The sequence below is a fragment of the Actinoplanes sichuanensis genome (assembly GCF_033097365.1).
GTDB classification, from domain to species: Bacteria; Actinomycetota; Actinomycetes; order Mycobacteriales; family Micromonosporaceae; genus Actinoplanes; species Actinoplanes sichuanensis.
The window spans coordinates 322399-342621 of record NZ_AP028461.1 but is presented as its reverse complement, the minus strand read 5'-3'; the positions used below and the strand labels follow the sequence as shown (position 1 = coordinate 342621).

Here is a 20223-nt window from a genome sequence, read left to right as displayed (position 1 = left end):
ACGCGGTCTGCCTGTGACGCTGCGCCACCACCACCAGTGGCCCATCCGGGACGGCCACCACCAAGCGCCGGAGAAGTCCGGCTTTTAACCGCGATGTCACAGGTCGTCACGAGAATCTCACCGAAGCCGGGTGATACCGCGCTCGCCCGGTGGGCAGCCGTGGGACCTTGGTTGGGGCGGCGCCCTCTTCGGGGTACAAGAGAGGCACATCGCTCGCCTCGCCGGTCACCGTCGGCGAGCCGGGCGGCCGCACCCGCTTAAGAGGGAGAGCACTCTCCATGGGCGACACGCCTGTCATCACGCTCAACAACGGCGTCACGATTCCGCAGATCGGATTCGGCGTCTTCCAGATTCCCGAGGCGCAGACCGCGGCCGCGGTCACCGCCGCGCTCGAAGCGGGCTACCGCAGCATCGACACCGCCGCCATCTACCACAACGAGTCGGGGGTCGGCGCCGCACTGAAAGCGGCGGGAGTGCCGCGCGACGAACTGTTCATCACGACCAAGGTCTGGAACACCGATCAGGGGTACGACGAGACGCTGCGCGCGTTCGACGCCAGCACCGCCCGGCTCGGACTGGAGACCCTGGACCTCTACCTGATCCACTGGCCGACGCCGAAGCGGGGCAGGTATCTGGACACCTGGCGGGCGCTGGAGAAACTGCTCGCCGACGGCCGGGTCCGCGCGATCGGGGTGTCGAACTTCCTGCCCGAGCATCTGCGTGCCGTCGCCGACCTCGCCGGCACGGTGCCCGCGGTCAACCAGATCGAGGTGCACCCGGCGCTCCAGCAGCGCGACGCCCAGGCCGCGAACGCCGAGCTCGGCGTGGTCACCGAGGCGTGGAGCCCGCTCGCGCAGGCGGGTGTGCTCGGTGACCCGGCCGTGCTGCGGATCGCCACCGCCCACGACCGCACCCCGGCCCAGGTGGTGCTGCGCTGGCACGTGCAGCAGGGCCGGATCGTGATCCCGAAGTCGGTGACCCCGTCCCGGATCGCGGAGAACCTGCGGATCTTCGACTTCGAGCTGACCGCCGACGAACTGGCGGCGATCGACGGGCTGGAGAGCGACGGCCGGACCGGTCCGCACCCGGATCACTTCAACTGACGATCCTTAGCTTTTGTGACGGTCACGTCATTACGTGGCCGTCACAGAGATCGTTAAGCAGCTTCACAGGAACCCGCCGCACACTGGGGTCACGTCCCCCTCACAGGAGGTTCCGATGGGTCTCTTCGCCCTGATCAGCTTCGCGTTGCTGCTGGTCCAGCTGGTGCTGCTGGTTCGGGTCGCGCTCGACTGGAGCGTCATGCTGGCCGGTCCCGCCATGCCCGGGTCGGCCCGCGCCAAGGCCCTCGACGTGATCTATCGCATCACCGAGCCGATCCTGGCCCCGGTCCGTAAGGTGCTGCCCCCGCTGCGGGTCGGCGGCGTCTCGATCGACCTGGCGTTCATCGTCGTCTTCATCACGATCGGCATCATCCGGGCGATCCTCTGACCCGCGGCGAGCCGCGCCCACCCGGGCGCGGCTCGCTCGGCGAGGAGCGTCAGCTCAGCCGGTCCTCGACGAACTCCAGGGCCGTGGTGTCGAAGAAGCTGCGGCCGCCGGCGTGGTCGTCCCACGGGTAGACCTCGATCTCCTTCTGCGCGTCGATCGCGTTGTAGGCGGCGAACACCCCGGACGGCGGGCACACGTCGTCCATCAGCGCGGCCGACAGGATCGAGGGCGCGGTGATCCGGCGGGCGAAGTGCACCGCGTCCACGTGGTCGAGGGTGTCCAGGGTCCGCTGGGCGAGCTGCGGGTTGGCCCGCAGGAACCGGACCACCTCGGCGTACGGGAAGCTGTCGGTGATCGTGACCGCCCGCTGGATGTCGCAGAGGAACGGCACCCCGGCGACCACCGCCGACACCAGCTCGGGGACCAGACCGGCGGCGGCCAGGGCGAGCGCGCCGCCCTGACTCTTGCCGGTCACCACCAGCCGGGACGCGTCGACGCCGGGTAGCTCGGTGGCGGTCTCCACGGCCCGGGCAGCGTCGGTGATCAGCCGCCGGTAGTAGAACGTCTCCGGGGCGAGCACCCCACGGGTCAGGAAGCCGGGGGTGGACGGGCCGGCGCCGTGGTCGTCCGGGTCGGGGGTGTCGCCGCCCCGCCAGCCGCCGCCCTGACCGCGGGTGTCCATGACCAGGTGGGCGTATCCGGCGCTGGTCCAGGTCAGCCAGTCGATGGGCAGGCCGCGGCCGCCGCCGTACCCGATGAATTCGACAGCGACCGGCAGCGGGCCGTCAGCGGTCGACGGACGGTTGAGCCAGGCCCGGATCGGCTGGCCGGCGTAGCCGGTGAAGGTGACGTCGCGGGTGGTGACCCCCTTCAACGGGGTGCCGACCTCGGCGAGTTTCGGCGGCAGGGCGGCCCGGCGCGCCGAGGCGAGCGTGCCGGACCAGAAGTCGTCGAAGCCGGCCGGCTCCGGGCGGTCGAGGTGGTACGTGCGCAATTCGTGGAGTGGGAAGTCAAAGAGCGCCATGGTGATCACGCTATGCGTTGGGCTTGGCTGACGACAGCCCTGCGGGCACGATGGGCGCGTGCCACCGGAAGCCGCCGCCCGTCCCCCGCATGTCCTCGAGGCCGTCCTGGAACGGCTGACCTATGTGAACGAGGAGACCGGCTACACCGTGGCCCGGGTGGCCCACAAGAGCAGCACCGATCTGCTGACCGTGGTGGGTGCGCTGCTGGGCGCGCAGCCCGGCGAGAGTCTGCGGCTGAGTGGCTGGTGGTCGTCGCATCCGCAGTACGGGCGGCAGTTCGAGGTGATCTCGTACACCACGGTGCTGCCCGCGACCATTCAGGGCATCCGCCGCTATCTGGGGTCCGGGCTGGTCAAGGGCATCGGGCCGGTGTTCGCCGAGCGGATCGTCGACCACTTCGGACTGGACACCCTGGAGATCATCGAGACCGCCCCGGAACGGCTGATCGAGGTGGCCGGGCTGGGTCCGAAACGGACGAAGAAGATCACCGCGGCATGGGCCGAGCAGAAGGCGATCAAGGAGGTGATGGTCTTCCTCCAGGGCGTCGGGGTGTCCACGTCGATCGCGGTGCGGATCTACAAGAAGTACGGCGACTCGTCCATCTCGGTCGTCAAGAACTCGCCCTACAAGCTGGCGGCCGACGTCTGGGGCATCGGGTTCAAGACCGCGGACACGATCGCGCAGGCGGTCGGGATCCCGCACGACAGTCCCGAACGGGTGAAGGCCGGCCTGCAGTACACGCTGTCGCAGGCCACCGACAACGGGCACTGTTTCCTGCCGTTCTCGGACTTGACGGCCGACGCGGCGAAGATCCTCGACGTTCCCGCGGCGCTGGTCCCGACCTGCCTCGCCGAGTTGGTCGAGGAGGAAGGCGTGGTGCGCGAGGGCGACGAGGTCTACCTGGTGCCGTTCCACCGTGCGGAGCAATCGCTGGCATCGACTCTCGTCGCTCTGTTGAGGCATAAAGCGGACAGGATGCCGCACTTCCATGACGTGGACTGGGGCAAAGCCCTCGGCTGGCTGCACCAGCGCACCGGCTCGACCCTCGCCACCGAGCAGGAACAGGCCGTCAAACTCGCGCTCACGTCGAAGGTCGCGGTCCTCACCGGCGGGCCCGGCTGCGGGAAGAGCTTCACCGTACGATCGATCGTCGAACTCGCCGCCGCGAAGAAGGCGAAGATCCAGCTCGTCGCACCGACCGGCCGGGCCGCGAAGCGGCTCGCCGAGCTGACCGGCCACCCCGCCGCCACCGTGCACCGCCTGCTCAAACTACAGCCCGGCGGGGACGCCACGTTCGACCGCGACAACCCGCTCGACGCCGACCTGATCGTCGTCGACGAGGCCTCGATGCTCGACCTGATCCTGGCCAACAAGCTGGTCAAGGCGATCCCGCCGGGCGCCCACCTGCTGCTCGTGGGCGACGTCGACCAGCTGCCGTCGGTGGGCGCCGGCGAGGTGCTGCGCGACCTGCTGGCCGCCGAGGTGATCCCCCGGGTGCGGCTCACCCAGATCTTCCGGCAGGCCGCCGAGAGCGGCGTGGTCACCAACGCGCACCGGGTCAACCAGGGCCGGCCGCCGCGGTTCGAGGGCCTGACCGACTTCTTCCTGTTCCCGTGCGACGACACCGAGGAGACCGCGGCGCTCACCGTCGACGTCGCGTGCCGCCGGATGCCCCGTAAGTTCGGCCTGGATCCGCGCCGCGACATCCAGATCCTCACCCCGATGCACCGCGGGCCGGCCGGCGCCGGCGCGCTCAACGTGCTGCTCCAGCAGGAGCTCACCCCGCACCGCGAGGGCCTGCCGGAGCGGCGGCTGGGCGGCCGGGTGTTCCGGGTGGGCGACAAGGTCACCCAGATCCGCAACAACTACGAGAAGGGCGCGGCGGGCGTCTTCAACGGCACGGTCGGCGTCGTCACCGGGCTGTCGCCCGAGGAGCAGACCTTGACGGTACGGACGGACGAGGACGAGCAGATCGAGTACGACTTCGACGAGCTGGACGAGTTGGCGCACGCGTACGCCATCACGATCCACCGTTCACAGGGGTCGGAGTACCCGGCCGTGGTCATCCCGCTGACCACCAGCGCCTGGATGATGCTGCAGCGCAACCTGCTCTACACGGCGATCACCCGGGCCAAGAGGCTGGTGGTGCTGGTCGGCTCCCGACGGGCGCTGGCGGCGGCGGTGCGCACGGTCGGTGCGGGCCGCCGGCACACCGCCCTGACCAGGCGTCTCGGTTGACCGGCTGACTACCACAACCGGCCCTGGGCTGGGCGGCGATTCCGGAAATCCGGCCGAATGGTCGTGTTGTCCGGACGCTGGTACGGCTGTTTCGTGGCGCGCTCCCGACAGTTCCCGATCTCGCTAGTGTGGTCTTGTAAACAATTCTTCAAGGTCTTTTCCGAACCATTTTCCGGTTCCGGGAAAGGAACCCGAAAACTGACGGGGGAAATACTCATGTTGCGTTCCATGACGGCCGGTACGGCACTTCTCGGCGTGCTCGCGATGGCCGCGCCGGCCCATGCTCAGCCACAGCCGCCCAAGCCCGACAAGATGATGGTGATCGACGTGGTCTCCGCGAACGGGTCCGGCTGCCCGGACGGCAGCGCGGACATCCAGGTCTCGCCCGACTACACCGCGTTCACGGTGACCTATTCGCAGTACACCGCGTCGGTCGGGCCGCAGGCCTCGCCTCTGGACTTCCGGAAGAACTGCCAGCTGGCGCTGGACATCAAGGTGCCGTCCGGATTCACGTTCGCGATCGCCAGCGCGGACTACCGGGGCTACGCCAGCCTCCGGCCGGGGGCGTACGGCCAGCAGGCGGCCAGCTACTACTTCCAGGGCCACTCGCAGACCGCACGCAGCCGGCACGATTTCAAGGGCCCGATGGAGGACGGCTGGCAGCGCACCGACAACGTGGCGATCGCGTCGTACAGCTACCTGCCCTGCGGTGAGCGGCGATTCCTCAACATCAACACGGAACTGCGGGTGAATCGCGGGTCCTCGGACTCGAAGAAGTACACGAACTTCCTGTCCATGGACTCGACCGACGCCGCGATCAACACCCTCTACCGGGTCGCCTGGAAGAAGTGCTGATCAGTCATTCCGGTCGACGAATGCCGCCCACGGATCACCGGCCGGCCGCGGTTCCGCTCTCGACGGCGGAGCCGCCACCGGCCGGGACCGGCGGGAGGCCAGCAGCGCGGCCAGAGCCGTGGTGATCGGTACCGCGGCGACCAGGCCGATCGTGCCGACCGCGCTGCGCACCAGCTCCTGCGCGATCATCTGCGAGGTGAGCAGCTCGCCGAGCGGGGTGTCGCCGGCCGCGAACAGCAGCATCAGCGGCAGCGACGCCCCGGCGTAGGCGAGCACGATCGTGTTGATCACCGAGGCGATGTGGGCGCGGCCGATCCGGGTGGCGGCGCCGTAGAGGCGCTTGAAGCCGTACGAGGGGTTTGCCAGAGCCAACTCGGCGACCGTGGCGGACTGGGTGACGGTCACGTCGTCGAGCACGCCGAGCGAGCCGATCACGATGCCGGCCAGCAGCAGGCCTCGCATGTTCACGTCGCCCTGGGTGATGGTGAGGAAGTTCGACGTCTCGTCGGCGACCCCGGTCAGGTGCACCGCCCCGGTCGCGACGGCGGCCAGGATCGCGGTGATCGCCAGGCTGGCCAGGGTGCCGGCCACCGCGATGGTGGTGGTGATCGACAGGCCGTGTGTCAGGTACAGCACGATCAGCATGATCGCGGCGGCGCCGACCACGGCGACCAGCACCGGCGACCGGCCGTCCAGGATCGCCGGGACGATGAAGTAGAGCAGGATCACGAAGGTGACCGCCAGACCGGCCAGTGCGGTCACCCCGCGCCACCGGCCGAAGGCGATCACCGCCAGCGCGAACGCCGCGCCGAGCATCCACAGCTCGTCGCCGCGCTGATGGTCGGAGATCGAGTAGCTGGTGCCGCCCTCGTCGTTGAGTGCCAGCAGCGTGACGTCGTCGCCCTCGGACACCTCCGGCGCGCCGGGCCCGTTCGGGATGTCCGTGGTGATCACGCCGCCGTCGTCGAGCCGCACCTGCACGGTCCCGCAGTTCTCCAGCGGCTGGTCGCCCTCGGGCACCGGCGGGCACTCCTGCGGGGTCAGCGCCACCACCTCGCCGGTGACCACGGCCGGACCCGCCGGGCCCTCGGCCTGCGGGGTGTCGCGCGGCCACAGCAGCAGCATGCCGACCAGGGTGATCAGCACCGCGGGCACGAGCAGCAGCAGGGTGAGCCGCCTGGCCTGCGGGAACTCGGGCAGCTCCCGGTGGGCGTGGTGATGGTGGTCGGCGCTCATCGTGCTCCTCGTCGCGGCCGGCGGTGGTACCCGCGAACCGTACCCGGCTGGTCGCCAGGCTGGTTCCAGCGGCGCTGGGACCGCCCTGGCGACCAGCCGGGCCCTCAGGCGGTGCGACTCTTCGCGCGGTCCTCGGCGGAGCGGCCGAAGGTCAGCCAGAAGTCGGTGATCGCCAGGCTCAACACCGGGCGACGGCCGGCCAGGTAGGCGAGCGGACCGTCCGGCTCGGGGCGCCACGCCGCGGCGGCCGTGCGCAGACCGGCCCGGCCCCGCACCGGGGTCCGTCGGACCTGCTCGCCGAGCTGCTGCGCCACCGTGAACCCGAGCGGGTACCGGCCGGGGAGTCGCCGTTTGAGCCGGACCAGGGCGGACCCGATCGGCGCGCCGCCGTCCGGGGCGGTGACGGTGGCGTCGACCAGCGGCTCGGTCTCGGCGTCGAGGGTGAACTCGGCCAGCTCCTTGGGGATGCCCCAGAGCCGGCGGCCACCCTCCCGGGACGCGACGCTGTCCACCCAGATGTCGGTGATGCTGACCCGCGGACGGCCGCGTTCGTGCACCAGGACGGCGCTGAGCAGCTCTCGGTAATGCAGGACGCCGCCTGGCTCGTACGAGACCCAGGCGGCGCCGACCGCGACACGGCCACCGACGGTGACCGGGCGGACCGTGTCGTCCAGCACCGGCGGCAGGGCCGGCATGTCACGGCGGGGGATCAGGAACACCGACAGGTACATCTGTCCGCGCAGGTGCCAGGGCTCGGGCGGGTACATGCCCCCACCCTGGCACCCCGCGGGCGTACGTTCAACGCCCTCGATGTCCTCAGTATCGGAATCGGGAGACGACCGCCTGCAGCTGCGTCGCGGTCTGGCCGAGGTCCTCGGCCGCGTGCCGGGTCTCGCCGACCGTGTCGGTGGTCTTGCGGGTCGCCGCGGAGACCGTGCCGATGGTCATCGCGATATCACCGGCGCCGTTGGCCGCCTCGCTGAGCGTGCGGTTCATCTCGGCGGTGGTCGCGGTCTGCTCCTCGACGGCCGAGGCGATGGTCAGCTGGATGCCGTTGATCCGTTCGATGATCTCGGTGATCTCGCCGATCGCGGTGACCGCGCCGCTGGTGTCGGCCTGGATCGCCTGCACCCGCTGGGAGATGTCCTCGGTCGCCTTGGCGGTCTCCTGGGCCAGGTCCTTGACCTCACCGGCGACGACCGCGAAGCCCTTGCCCACCTCACCGGCGCGGGCCGCCTCGATGGTCGCGTTCAGAGCCAGCAGGTTGGTCTGCTCGGCGATGCTGGTGATCACCTTGACCACGGTGAAGATCTCCTCGGACGAGGCGCCGAGCCGACCGACGATCGCGTTGGTCTCGGCGGCGACCCGGACCGCCTGGGCGGCCACCTCGGTCGCCTCGGAGGTGGAGACGCTGATGTCGCGGATCGCCGAACCCATCTCCTGCGAACCGGCCGAGACCACCTGCAGGTTGTGCGAGACCGTGTCGGCCGCGGTGGCGACCGTGCCGGCCTGCACCGAGGCCTCACTGGCGGCCGCGTCCACGCCACCGGCGACCGAACTGAGCCGGCCGGCCGCGTCCTGCAGGGTGCCGACGCTGCCGCCGACCTGCGCCATGTCCTCCCGGAGGCGGGCCACACCCTGGTCGAGGGCGGCGGCCATCAGGCCGATCTCGTCCCGGCTGGTGATCCCGGAGGTACGGGTGAGATCGCCCTCGGCCAGCCCTTCGGCGATCCGGGAGACCTCCCGCACGGTCCGGCGCACCCGGCCGGCCACCTGAAAGCCGATGAGCAGGCTGAGCACCATGCCGACGACGAGAACGGCGGCGACCGTCCAGGCGGCTCTGGAGCCGGCCGCCTCGGCGTCGGTGATGCTCTTGTCGGCCAGCGCGACCGCCCGTTCCCGCAGCGCCTGCTGGTCTTCGGCCAGTGCCGCGCGCAGCGCGTCGTACTGCTTGACCGCCTCGGCGAGTTGCGCCGGGGTCGCCGTACCCCGGTCGGCGCTGATGAAGGTGAGGTAGTCCCCCCAGTCGGCCTTGGCCTTGGCCACCGTCTCGTCCCCGGGGAGGTGGGTGTCGAGCGCGGTGAAGGCCTCGGTGACGGCGGTCTGGTTCGCCGCCATGCCCTCCTTGATCCGGGCGGCGAGCGACGGGTAGAGCTGCATCGCGGACACGTTGCCGCTGAACGCCTCGATGTTGGTGCTGAAGGAGCCCACCGCCGACTCGATGGCCAGCGACCGTCGCTGGGTCGCGGCACCGTCATCGTTGAGGTTGTGGATGGTCGTGACCGCGAGCGCGCCCACGATGAGGCCGCTGACCGTGGCGGTCAGCGCCGCGGCCCCGATCTTGACGCGTAGCGAGCGGTCATCGATCAGTCTGCTCAGCCCCATGGTGTTCCCATCCCTCATCGTCCGGCTCGCCGTCGACCGCAGGATCGGCACCGCCGGTTCGAGCTTGAGAGCCGCCCGGCATCAGTCTCGCCGTCCGGACCGCCCCGGCGGGCCGACTTCGTCCAGATTGACGGGAGGGACGGGTGTGGCGTCAGGGTGCGGTCACGTCGGCCAGTGCCTGAAAGATCAGCCAGGTCGAGGTAGCTCCCGGGTCCTGATGACCGGCGCTGCGTTCGCCCAGGTAGGAGGCTCGCCCCTTGCGAGCGGTGAGGGAGATGGTGGCGCGTGCCCCGTCACCGGCGGCCCGGGCCGCACCGGCGGCCGCCTCGGGCAGGGCGGCGCCACCGATCACCGCCTCCTCGAACGCGGCCAGCGCCGGCCGGTAGGCGTCCACGATGGTCTTGTCGCCGGGGATCGCCCCGCCCAGCGCGGACACCGCGTCCAGGCCCGCGCGCAGGCCGCCGGCCAGGTCCGGCAGGGTCACCACCGGGCCCGGGGGCAGCGCCTTGCCGAGGGCCCGGAAGGCGCTGCCGTACAGCGGGCCGGACGCGCCGCCCACTTTGGAGATGAGGGTGCCGCCGGTCCGGACGAAGACGTCGCCGACTCCGGTGAACTCGGTGCCGTCCAGCAGCGCGGTCACCGCGGTGAAGCCGCGCCGCAGGTTGACGCCGTGGTCACCGTCGCCGATCGCGGAGTCCAGTTTCGTGAGCTCGTCGGCGTCGGCGGCCACGGAGTCGGCGACGGCACGCAGCCAGGTGATGGCGAGAGTTACATCCACGTCAGGCACCCCACCGCAACCCGGGCGTACGCACCGGAGCGTCGAACAACCGCAGCATCTCGTCGGTCACCCGGGTCACGGTGATCGACAGCCCGGCCATGTCGAGACTCGTCACGTAGTTGCCGACCAGGCGGCGGCTGATCTCGACACCGCGCTCGGCGAGCACCGTGGCGACCTCGCCGTAGACCAGGTACAGCTCGATCAGCGGGGTGCCGCCGAGCCCGTTGACCAGCACGATCACCCGGTCACCGGAGTCGATCGGCTTCGCCTCCAGGATCGCGTCGAGCGCGGAGCGGACCAGCTCCCGGGCCGGACGCAGCTTCTCCCGGCGCCGGCCCGGCTCCCCGTGGATGCCGACACCCACCTCGATCTCGTCGTCCGGCAGGTCGAACCCCGGCCGGCCGGCCGCCGGAGTGGTACCGGCCGTCAGCGCGTAGGCGAACGAGGCGGAGGCGGCGTTGACCTCGCGCCCGATCGCCGCGACCTCGCCCAGTTTGCCGCCCTCCTCGGCGAGTGCCCCGGCGATCTTCTCCACCAGCAGGGTCGCGCCGGTGCCGCGGCGACCGGCCGTCCACGTCGAGTCCTGCACCGCGATGTCGTCGTCGACGAGCACGGTCTCCACCGTGACGCCCTCGTCGGCGGCCAGTTCGGCGGCCATCTTGAAGTTCATCACGTCGCCCGTGTAGTTCTTCACCACATGCACCACGCCGGCACCGCCGTCGACCGCCTTCGTCGCGGCCAGGATCTGGTCCGGCACCGGGGAGGTGAAGACCTCACCGGGACAGGCCGCGTCGAGCATGCCCGCCCCGACGAACCCGCCGTGCAACGGCTCGTGGCCGGAGCCGCCGCCGGAGACCAGCGCCACCTTGCCCGCGTGCGGGGCGTCCGACCTGGCCACATACCGCTCCGCGGGGTCGACGCGCAACTCGGGATGGGCGGCGGCGAGTCCCGCGAGCGCCTCGGCCACCACGTCGTTCGGATCGTTGATGAATTTCTTCACGGCCGGCTCCTTTGCCTCGGTCCTCTCAGCATGGTCGCGCTGAGTGATTCGGCCAAGCCCTTCGCGTGACTACCATCGAGACCCATGGCGTACGTGGGGATCGTGCTCGTGTCACACAGCTCAACACTCGCCGCCGGGGTGCGGGAACTGCTCGCCCAGGTGGCCGGCCCGGACGTCCGGGTCGAACCGGCCGGCGGCACCGACGACGGCTCACTCGGCACCAGCGCCGACCGGATCGAGGCGGCGGTCACCGCGGCCGACGCCGGCGCCGGGGTGCTGGTCCTGGCCGATCTGGGCAGCGCCGTGCTGACCACCCGCGCGGTGCTGGCCGGGCTGCCACCGGGGCCGCTGTTGGTGGACGCGCCGTTCGTCGAGGGCGCGGTGGCCGCCGCGGTCCTCGCGTCGACCGGCGCCGATCTCGCCACCGTGGCCGAAGCCGCCGGGGAGGCCCGCGATGTCCCCAAGTTCTGAGGTCGAGGTGGTCCTGCCCGCGGCGTTGCACGCCCGCCCGGCGGCCGAGGCGGTCCGGGCCGCGTCGACGTTCAGCGCGGACATCGAGGTACGCCACGGCGACCGGTCCGCCAGTGCCCGCAGCGCCCTGCGCCTGATGTCGCTGGGTGCCCCGGCCGGAGCCACGGTGATCGTCCGGGCCACCGGCGACGACGCGCACCTCGCCGCGCTCGCCGTGGCCGAGGTCCTCCGTATCGCCGAGTAATCCGAAACTTTCGGAGCCCTCGGCCGCGATGGGCGCGCTCCCATCCTCATCATTAGCGGGGAGAAAGGACAATTCAGCCTTGGTGGATCACGGACCGAATCATTAAAGTTTCGGCCGTCCAGAGCCATCCGTCGATACCCCGAATCGACTGGACCGAAGGCAGATCCCCATGACCCGTCCCCGTACCGTTCTCGGCGCGCTGGCCACCGCCCTACTGGCGGCCGGCGCGTTCGTCGCCCTGTCCCCATCGGCCGACGCCGCGGCGTCCACCCTCGGCGCGGCCGCCGCCGAGAAGGGCCGCTACTTCGGCACCGCGGTCTCCCTCAACAAGCTGAGCGACTCGACCTACTCGACCATCCTCAACCGCGAGTTCAACATGCTCACGGCCGAGAACGAGATGAAGATCGACGCTCTCGAGCCGACGCAGAACCAGTTCAACTTCACCACCGCCGACCGGCTCATCACCCGTGCCAACGAGATCGGCGCCAAGGTCCGCGGCCACACGCTGGCCTGGCACTCGCAGCAGCCCGGCTGGATGCAGAACCTGAGCGGCACCGCGCTGCGCAGCGCGATGAAGAACCACATCACCCAGGTCATGACCCACTACAAGGGCAAGATCTACGCCTGGGACGTGGTGAACGAGGCGTTCGACGACGGCACCGGCGGCCGCCGCGACTCCAACCTGCAGCGCACCGGCAACGACTGGATCGAGGACGCGTTCGTCACCGCGCGCGCCGCCGACCCGGCCGCCAAGCTCTGCTACAACGACTACAACACCGACAACTGGAGCTGGGCCAAGACGCAGGGCGTCTACAACCTGGTCAAGGACTTCAAGACGCGGGGTGTGCCGATCGACTGCGTCGGCTTCCAGTCGCACTTCAACAGCGGGTCGCCCTACCCGAGCAACTACCGGACCACGCTGGAGAACTTCGCCGCCCTCGGCGTCGACGTGCAGATCACCGAGCTCGACATCGAGGGCTCCGGCAGCACGCAGGCCACCACCTACGGCAACGTCACCCGGGACTGCCTCGCCGTCGCGCGCTGCAACGGCATCACCGTGTGGGGCATCCGGGACACCGACTCGTGGCGGGCCAGCGGCACCCCGCTGCTCTTCGACGGCAGCGGCAACCCGAAGCAGGCGTACACCGCGGTGCTCACCGCGCTCGGCGGCGGCACCACCTCGCCGTCACCCAGCAACTCCGGCTCCGCCTCGCCGTCACCGTCGGCCAGCCAGTCGCAGGGCACCGGCGCCTGCTCGGCGACCGTCTCGATCAACGCCTGGACCGGTGGTTTCGTCGCCACCGTGACGGTCAAGGCGGGCACCGCCGCGCTGACCGGCTGGACCGTCGGCGCCACCCTGCCGACCGGTGCCGCGGTGACCAACACGTGGAGCGCCACCGCGAGCGGCAGCTCCGGCGCGGTGTCCTTCACGAACGTCGGCTACAACGGCACGGTCGCCGCCGGCGCGAGCACGTCGTTCGGCTTCCAGGGCACCGGCAACCCGCCGTCCACCACCCTCACCTGCACCGCCCGCTGAAACCCGCCGGTTCCGGGGCGCCCGTCGGCGCCCCGGAACCGCTCAGCGCTCCAGGATGGCCACCACGCCCTGGCCGCCCGCGGCGCAGATGGAGATCAGGCCGCGCCCCGAGCCCTTCTGCGCGAGCAGCTTGGCCAGGGTCGCCACGATCCGGCCGCCGGTCGCCGCGAACGGGTGACCGGCCGCCAGCGACGAACCGTTGACGTTCAGCTTCGCCCGGTCGATCGAGCCGAGCGGCGCGTCCAGGCCCAGCTTCTCCTTGCAGAACGACGGCGACTCCCAGGCGGCCAGGGTGGACAGCACCTGCGACGCGAACGCCTCGTGGATCTCGTAGTAGTCGAAGTCCTGCAGCGTCAGGCCGTTGCGGGCCAGCAGCCGGGGCACCGCGTAGGCGGGCGCCATCAGCAGACCCTCCTCGCCGTGCACGTAGTCGACGGCGGCGGTCTCCGCATCGGCGAAATAGGCGAGCACCGGCAGCGACCGGGCCGCCGCCCACTCCTCCGAGGCCAACAGCACGGCCGACGCCCCATCGGTGAGCGGCGTCGAGTTGCCCGCCGTCATCGTCGGGTTCTCCTTGCCGTACACCGGCTTGAGCTTGGAAAGCTTCTCCAGACTGCTGTCGGCGCGCAGATTCTGGTCACGGGTCAGCCCCAGATAGGGCGTCAGAAGATCATCGAAGAAGCCGCTGTCGTACGCCGCCGCGAGCCGCTGATGCGAGGTGAGGGCCAGCCCGTCCTGGGCGGCCCGGTCGATGTTCCAGGTGAGCGCCGTGATCGCGGCGTGCTCCCCCATCGACAGGCCGGTCCGCGGCTCGGCGTTGCGCGGCAGCTCCGGCTTGAGCGCGTGCTGCGGGCGCAGTTTCGCCACCGCCTTGAGCCGCGCGCCGAGCGTCCGGGCCCGGTTGAGCTCCAGCAGCGCCCGGCGCATGTCCTCGTTGAGCTGCAGCGGAGCGTCCGACGTGGTGTCCACGCCACCGGCCACCCCGGAGTCGATCCGCCCCAGCGCGATCTTGTCGGCGACCAGGATCGCCGCCTCCAGGCCGGTGCCGCACGCCTGCTGAATGTCGTAGGCCGGGGTCCGCGGGTCCAGCCGCGACCCGAGCACCACCTCACGGGTCAGGTTGAAGTCACGCGAGTGCTTGAGCACGGCGCCGGCGACCACCTCGCCGAGCTGTTCGCCGGCCAGCCCGAACCGGGCGACCAGCCCGTCCAGCGCGGCGGTCAGCATGTCCTGGTTCGACGCTTCGGCGTAGCGGCTGTTGGACCGGGCGAACGGAATCCGGTTCCCGCCCAGCACGGCCACACGGCGCACGTTCGGCACGACTATTCTCCACATCGACAGGGGACGTGTTCATAGGGTTACTCACCGGTAGGCTACTCGCATGGCTGACAGGTACGCGAACTTCGCCAACTCCGGTCTCGGCCGGACCGTGGTCAAGCGCCTCGGGCTGCCTGATCCGCCCCGGCTGCGCCGCCACACCGCGGGAGATCCGCTGGTCACCGGGCCGGTCCTGCTCGGCGCGGCCCCCGGCGGACGGCTCTCCGAGCCGACCCGCAAGCTGCTGGAGACGGCAGGCGTCACGGTCACCGACAAGGCCGACGAGGGGGTACGGGTCAGCGCGCTCGTCTTCGACGCGACCGGCATCGTCGACACCCCACAGCTCCGCGAGCTCTACGACTTCTTCCACCCGTACGCCCGCGCTCTGCAGACCTCGGGCCGGGTGATCGTGCTCGGCACGCCCCCGGAGGCCACCGCATCGCCGAAGGAGGCGATCGCGCAGCGGAGCCTGGAGGGGTTGACCCGCAGCATCGGCAAGGAGTTCGGGCGCGGCACCACCGCCCAACTCGTGTATGTCGCGGCCGGCGGCGAGGCGGGCGTCGAGTCGACGCTGCGGTTCCTGCTCAGCGGCCGTTCGGCGTACGTGTCCGGCCAGGTGATCCGGATCGGCGCCGGCCCGGTTGCGGCGCCGGCCGACTGGGAGCGGCCCCTCGACGGCAAGCTCGCCCTGGTCACCGGGGCCGCCCGGGGCATCGGTGCGGCCATCGCCCGGGTCCTCGCCCGGGACGGCGCCGAGGTCATCGCCCTCGACGTGCCGGCCGCCGGTGACGCGCTCGCCGGCGTCGCCAACGAGACTCGCGGCCGGGCCCTGCAACTCGACCTGACCGCCGCCGACGCCCCGACCCGCCTCGCCGGATATCTGGCCGCCGGGCCGCACGCCGGGGTCGACATCCTGGTCCACAACGCCGGCATCACCCGGGACAAGACGATCGCCCGGATGTCCGAGGACCGGTGGGATTCGGTGATCGGGGTCAACCTGACCGCCCCCGAGCGGGTCAACGACCTGCTGCTGGAGCGCGGCCTGATCCCGTCCGGCGGGCGGATCGTCGGGGTCGCGTCGATCGCCGGCATCGCCGGAAACCGCGGGCAGACCAACTACGCCACCAGCAAGGCCGGGGTGATCGGGCAGGTCCAGGCGTATGCGCCGCTGCTCGCCGAACGCGGCATCACGATCAACGCGGTGGCGCCCGGGTTCATCGAGACGGCGATGACCGCGAAGATGCCGCTCGGGCTGCGCGAGGCCGGGCGACGCCTGAACAGCATGTCGCAGGGCGGTCTGCCGGCCGACGTCGCCGAGGCGATCGCGTGGTTCGCGTCCCCGGGTTCGGCCGCGGTCACCGGCAACGTGGTGCGGGTCTGCGGCCAGAGCCTGCTGGGCGCCTGACATGGTCGCGGTCGTCTCGCTCGATCCGGTGGAGGTCTGACATGGTCGCGGTCGTCGAACTCAGTTCCGGGCCGGGGACCACGGCGGCCTACGCCCGTGCCGCGCTCGGGCTGATCCCCGGCTTCGTGCGATCCGGCGACACCCTGCCCGACGTCGAGGTCCGGCAGCGCGGAGTCACCGTCGATCGGGCCCACCTGGCCGCCTACGACCGGGTCTGCGGGTTCCGGCTCACCGACACGCTGCCCGCCACGTATCCGCATGTGCTGACCTTTCCGCTGGCCATGCGGCTGATGACGGCTTCGGACTTCCCGCTCCCGCTGATCGGCCTGGTCCACGTCACCAACCGGATCACCGTCCATCGGCCGATCCCGTCCGGCGCCGCCCTGGACCTGTCGGTCGGCGCCGGCCATCTGCGTGATCACCCGCGCGGCCGCCAGTTCGACATCGTGGCCACCGCGACCGTGGACGGTGTCGAGGTGTGGCGCGGCCTCTCCACCTACCTGCGCCTGGGCCCGCGCCCGGAGCCGAACGGGCCGCGATCCACGGCGGCGGAAGCTGCCGAGACGAGCACCACCGCGACGGGTTCCACCGAGACGGATGCCGCCGAGAGGGGCGCCACCGGGACGGGTTCCACCGAAACGGATGCCGCCGAGAGGGGCGCCACTGCGACGGGTTCCACCGAAACGGATGCCGCCGGGACGGGTTCCGCCGGGACGGACGCTGCCGAGAGGGGCGCTACCGAGAGTTCTGCCGAGAGGGGCGTCGCCGAGGCCGGTGCCACCGGGGCCGGCAGCGTGTGGCGGGTGCCGTCGCGGGTGGGCGGCGACTACGCGGCCGTCTCCGGCGACCGCAACCCGATCCACACGTCCTGGCTGGGCGCGAGACTCTTCGGTTTCCCGCGCCCGATCGCCCACGGCATGTGGACGAAGGCGCACGCGCTGGCCGCCCTGGAGGGCCGGCTCCCGGACGCCTACACGGTCGAGGCCGCCTTCAAGAAGCCCCTGCTGCTCCCGGCCCGAGCCACGTTCACCACGGCCCCGACCGCCGACGGCTGGACCTTCGCTCTCGCCTCCCACCACCCCCACCTGACCGGCACGCTCACCGCCACCTTGGCCTGACACCAGTTTGCGGCGCCGGGTGGGATGGCGGCCGGCGCTCAGGCCTACCACCGAACGGCCGAAACAGCCCTGCGAACCAGCCGCGACCCCGCTGCCTCCCCGCCACGTTGCGGCGCCGGGGTGGGAAAGCGGCTGGTCGGCGGGTGGGTGGGACAGCTCTGAGGGGTGGCTGGATCTGGGGCGGCGGATCAGCCCGGCGGTCGCTTTTCGGCCGGGAGTGGGGCGGACCTCGCGTCGTAGTGCGGGGCGGCGTGGGATGGTCGGGGCGGGGTGGCGCGTACCGGAGAAGGCGCCGGAGCCGACGACGACCGAGACAACACCGCGGGGTTTTTAATTCATCGATGGTGGTTGTTTTGGCGGATACGCGCTCGTAAAGTTACCGGCGAGTTAACCTGCCGGCGGGAGGCTGTCCGTGGAGTTCTGGCTCGATCTCAACGATGAGCAGCGTGAGCTGCGTGAATGGGTGCACGGGTTCGCCGCGTCGGTGATCCGGCCGGCCGCGCCGGAGTGGGATGAGCGCGAGGAGACGCCCTGGCCGATCCTGCAGGAGGCGGCGAAGATCGGGCTGTACGGGTTCGAGTTCCTCGCCAACACCTGGTCCGACAGCAGCGGGCTGAGCCTGCCGATCGCGAACGAGGAGCTGTTCTGGGGCGACGGCGGGATCGGGATGGCGATCTCCGGCACGTCGCTGGCGGTGGCCGCGATCTTCGGGTCGGGCACGCCGGATCAGCTGATCGAGTGGGTGCCGCAGTGTTTCGGCGACGCCGCCGATCCGAAGGTGGGCGCGTTCTGCAGCACCGAGCCGGAGGCCGGTTCGGATGTGGCGTCGATGCGGACCCGGGCGGTCTACCACGAGGCGACCGACGAGTGGGTGCTCAGCGGGCAGAAGGCGTACGCGACGAACGGCGGGATCGCGAACATCCACGTGGTGACGGCCAGTGTGGACCCGTCGCTCGGGTCGCGGGGGCAGGCCGCGTTCATCGTGCCGCCCGGCACCAAGGGCCTGGCCGGGACCCGGAAGCTGAAGAAGCTGGGGCTGCGCGCCTCGCACACCGCCGACGTGTTCCTGGACGACGTCCGGGTGCCCGGCAGCTGCCTGCTCGGCGGCAAGGAGGCCCTGGACAAGCGGCTGGCGCGGGCCCGCGAGGGGCAGCGGCGGTCGGGGCAGGCGGCGATGCGGACCTTCGAGCTGTCCCGGCCGGCGGTCGGCGCGCAGGCGCTGGGCATCGCGCGGGCGGCGTACGAGTACGCGCTGGAGTATGCGAAGACCCGGGTCCAGTTCGGCCGGCCGATCATCGAGAACCAGGCGGTGGCGTTCGCGCTGGCCGACATGCGGACCGAGATCGACGCGGCCCGGCTGCTGGTGTGGCGGGCCGCGTGGATGGGGCGTAACGAGAAGCCGTTCGAGGCCGGTGAGGGCTCGATGTCGAAGCTCAAGGCGGGTGAGGTGGCGGTCGCCGTCACCGAGAAGGCGGTGCAGATCCTCGGCGGCGCCGGTTATCTGCGGGAGCACCCGGTGGAGCGGATGTACCGGGACGCCAAGATCTACACGATCTTCGAGGGCACCTCGGAGATCCAGCGACTGGTCATCGCCCGGGCCGTCTCCGGTGTGCAGATCCGCTGATGGACGCCCTGTTCATCGCGTCGACGATGGCGCGGCGCGGGCTGCTCACACCGGGCAACCCGGTACGGGTGGCCAGGCAGTTCGCGTCGCTGGGCCGGTGGGGTTTCGGGCTGGCCGGCGAGCTGCGGCAGGCGGCGGCCCGCAGCCCGCAGCGGATCGCGGTGATCGATGACGAGCGGCAGCTGACCTACGCCGAGCTGCTGGAACGCAGTTCTCGACTGGCCGCGGCCCTGTCTGTCGACGCCGGTGACCGGGTCGGGCTGCTGTGCCGTAACTCGGCCCGCATGCTGGAGGCCCTGATCGGGGTGGCCACCCGGGGCGCCGACGCGGTGCTGATCAACACCGGGCTGTCGGCGCACCAGCTCGAACAGATCGTCGAGTCGCAGGGGCTGGCCGCGCTGATCCACGACGACGAGTTCACCGACCGGGTCGCCACGTTCCCGATCCGGATCGGTGAGAAGCGGGTCGACGAGCTGATCGAGTCCGCCCCGGCCGGGCTCGCGACACCGCCGGAGCGGCCGGGCCGGACGATCGTGCTGACGTCCGGGACGACGGGTCTGCCGAAGGGCGCCCGCCGGCCGACACCCGGCGGGTTCAGCCCGCTCTGTTCGGTGATCGACCGGATCCCGCTGCGGGCCGGGGAACGGGTCATGATCGCCGCGCCGCTGTTCCACACGTGGGGTTATGCGGGCATGCAGATCGCGCTGGCGCTGCGGGCGACGATCGTGCTGCGCCGCCGGTTCGAGCCGGCCGCCCTGGTGACGACCCTGGCCGAGCATCAGGTCACGGCGCTGGTGGCCGTACCGGTGATGCTCCAGAATCTGATGGACGTCTCGACCGCCTACCGTGGGTTGCGGGTGGCGGCGGTGAGCGGTTCGGCGTTGCCGGGTGGCCTCGCCACCCGATTCATGGACCGGTACGGCGAGGTGCTCTACAACCTGTACGGCTCGACCGAGGCCTCGTGGGTCTCCATCGCCACCCCGGCCGACCTGCGGGAGGCCCCGTCGACGGCGGGCCGGCCGCCGCACGGCACCCGGGTGACGATCGTCGACGGCCAGATCCATGTCAGCAACGGGATGCTGTTCGAGGGCTACACCGGGCAGGACGCGGCCACCCGGACCGTGGTCGGCACCGGTGACCTGGGGCATCTCGACGACAAGGGCCGGTTGTACGTGGACGGCCGCGTCGACGACATGATCGTCTCCGGTGGGGAGAACATCTTCCCCGGCGAGGTGGAGGATCTACTGGCGGCGTTGCCGCAGGTCCGTGAGGTGGCGGTGGTCGGCGTCCCGGACGATGAGTGGGGTCAGCGGCTCGCCGCCCACCTGGTGCTGAACCCGGGCGAACGGCTCGATGCCGAGGCGGTACGCGATCACGTGCGACGGAATCTGGCCCGGTTCTGTGTGCCGCGTGACGTGATCTTCCTGGACGAGTTGCCCCGCAACGCCACCGGCAAGGTGCTCAAACGCGAGCTCTGAACGCGAGTTTTCCTCCCACCT

The 20223-nt window shown here is 71.0% G+C and carries 18 protein-coding genes; 11 read left to right on the top strand and 7 right to left on the bottom strand.

Going from position 1 to position 20223, the window contains the following annotated elements:
* The first annotated feature begins 278 nt into the window (after window positions 1-278).
* Both Q0Z83_RS01390 and Q0Z83_RS01385 read left to right on the top strand, forming a co-directional pair.
* Complete coding sequence (locus tag Q0Z83_RS01390) at window positions 279-1103, top strand: aldo/keto reductase (protein ID WP_317791923.1); 825 nt, start codon at window positions 279-281, stop codon at window positions 1101-1103.
* A 115-nt stretch (window positions 1104-1218) separates the two neighbouring features.
* Window positions 1219-1491: a YggT family protein gene (locus tag Q0Z83_RS01385; protein ID WP_317791922.1), complete on the top strand. Its 273-nt coding sequence runs from the start codon at window positions 1219-1221 to the stop codon at window positions 1489-1491.
* A 49-nt stretch (window positions 1492-1540) separates the two neighbouring features.
* Here the strand turns inward: Q0Z83_RS01385 and Q0Z83_RS01380 are convergent, their stop codons facing one another.
* Window positions 1541-2515, bottom strand: a complete 975-nt coding sequence (locus tag Q0Z83_RS01380) for an acetylxylan esterase (protein WP_317791921.1) — start codon at window positions 2513-2515, stop codon at window positions 1541-1543.
* Window positions 2516-2573: 58 nt separating this feature from the next.
* Here Q0Z83_RS01380 and recD2 point away from each other — a divergent pair, with 58 nt between their 5' ends.
* A complete protein-coding gene (gene recD2 / locus Q0Z83_RS01375; protein WP_317791920.1) occupies window positions 2574-4754 on the top strand; it encodes an SF1B family DNA helicase RecD2 in 2181 nt (726 codons plus the stop codon).
* Window positions 4755-4970: 216 nt separating this feature from the next.
* A complete protein-coding gene (locus Q0Z83_RS01370) occupies window positions 4971-5609 on the top strand; it encodes a DUF4360 domain-containing protein (RefSeq protein WP_317791919.1) in 639 nt (212 codons plus the stop codon).
* Here Q0Z83_RS01370 and Q0Z83_RS01365 read toward each other — a convergent pair whose 3' ends face one another.
* From Q0Z83_RS01365 to dhaK, 5 genes are all read right to left on the bottom strand, one after another.
* A complete protein-coding gene (locus Q0Z83_RS01365) occupies window positions 5610-6845 on the bottom strand; it encodes a YibE/F family protein (protein ID WP_317791918.1) in 1236 nt (411 codons plus the stop codon). It abuts the gene before it with no gap.
* Window positions 6846-6949: 104 nt separating this feature from the next.
* Entirely contained in the window at window positions 6950-7612 is a 663-nt protein-coding gene (locus tag Q0Z83_RS01360; RefSeq protein WP_317791917.1) for an acetoacetate decarboxylase family protein, read from the bottom strand.
* Window positions 7613-7661: 49 nt separating this feature from the next.
* A complete protein-coding gene (locus Q0Z83_RS01355; RefSeq protein ID WP_317791916.1) occupies window positions 7662-9230 on the bottom strand; it encodes a methyl-accepting chemotaxis protein in 1569 nt (522 codons plus the stop codon).
* Between the two features lie 151 nt (window positions 9231-9381).
* Entirely contained in the window at window positions 9382-10008 is a 627-nt protein-coding gene (gene dhaL / locus Q0Z83_RS01350) for a dihydroxyacetone kinase subunit DhaL (protein ID WP_317791915.1), read from the bottom strand.
* Between the two features lies 1 nt (window position 10009).
* The gene (gene dhaK / locus Q0Z83_RS01345; RefSeq protein WP_317791914.1) at window positions 10010-11008 is read right to left on the bottom strand and encodes a dihydroxyacetone kinase subunit DhaK; all 999 of its coding nucleotides are present in this window, start codon (window positions 11006-11008) and stop codon (window positions 10010-10012) included.
* 84 nt (window positions 11009-11092) lie between these two features.
* Here dhaK and dhaM point away from each other — a divergent pair, with 84 nt between their 5' ends.
* The 3 genes from dhaM to Q0Z83_RS01330 all read left to right on the top strand — a co-directional run bounded on the left by dhaM (window position 11093) and on the right by Q0Z83_RS01330 (window position 13260).
* Window positions 11093-11479 carry a dihydroxyacetone kinase phosphoryl donor subunit DhaM gene (dhaM, locus tag Q0Z83_RS01340; protein WP_317791913.1) on the top strand — a complete coding sequence of 129 codons (387 nt, stop codon included), beginning with the start codon at window positions 11093-11095 and terminating at the stop codon, window positions 11477-11479.
* Complete coding sequence (locus Q0Z83_RS01335) at window positions 11463-11723, top strand: HPr family phosphocarrier protein (protein ID WP_317791912.1); 261 nt, start codon at window positions 11463-11465, stop codon at window positions 11721-11723. The genes dhaM and Q0Z83_RS01335 overlap by 17 nt, the downstream gene beginning before the upstream one ends.
* Before the next feature lie 169 nt (window positions 11724-11892).
* Window positions 11893-13260 carry an endo-1,4-beta-xylanase gene (locus tag Q0Z83_RS01330; RefSeq protein ID WP_317791911.1) on the top strand — a complete coding sequence of 456 codons (1368 nt, stop codon included), beginning with the start codon at window positions 11893-11895 and terminating at the stop codon, window positions 13258-13260.
* Window positions 13261-13302: 42 nt separating this feature from the next.
* On the opposite strand, the gene Q0Z83_RS01325 is transcribed toward Q0Z83_RS01330, so the two are convergent.
* A complete protein-coding gene (locus Q0Z83_RS01325) occupies window positions 13303-14580 on the bottom strand; it encodes an acetyl-CoA C-acetyltransferase (RefSeq protein ID WP_317791910.1) in 1278 nt (425 codons plus the stop codon).
* Window positions 14581-14641: 61 nt separating this feature from the next.
* Between Q0Z83_RS01325 and Q0Z83_RS01320 the strand changes: the two genes are divergently transcribed.
* The 4 genes from Q0Z83_RS01320 (at window position 14642) to Q0Z83_RS01305 (ending at window position 20202) form a co-directional block, all read left to right on the top strand.
* A complete protein-coding gene (locus Q0Z83_RS01320; RefSeq protein ID WP_317791909.1) occupies window positions 14642-15982 on the top strand; it encodes a 3-oxoacyl-ACP reductase in 1341 nt (446 codons plus the stop codon).
* A gap of 41 nt (window positions 15983-16023) precedes the next feature.
* Entirely contained in the window at window positions 16024-17100 is a 1077-nt protein-coding gene (locus Q0Z83_RS01315; protein ID WP_317791908.1) for a MaoC/PaaZ C-terminal domain-containing protein, read from the top strand.
* A gap of 412 nt (window positions 17101-17512) precedes the next feature.
* The gene (locus tag Q0Z83_RS01310; RefSeq protein WP_317791907.1) at window positions 17513-18724 is read left to right on the top strand and encodes an acyl-CoA dehydrogenase family protein; all 1212 of its coding nucleotides are present in this window, start codon (window positions 17513-17515) and stop codon (window positions 18722-18724) included.
* Window positions 18724-20202 (top strand): AMP-binding protein, encoded by a 1479-nt coding sequence (locus Q0Z83_RS01305; RefSeq protein WP_317791906.1) that lies wholly within the window; start codon window positions 18724-18726, stop codon window positions 20200-20202. The genes Q0Z83_RS01310 and Q0Z83_RS01305 overlap by 1 nt, the downstream gene beginning before the upstream one ends.
* Window positions 20203-20223: the final 21 nt, after the last annotated feature.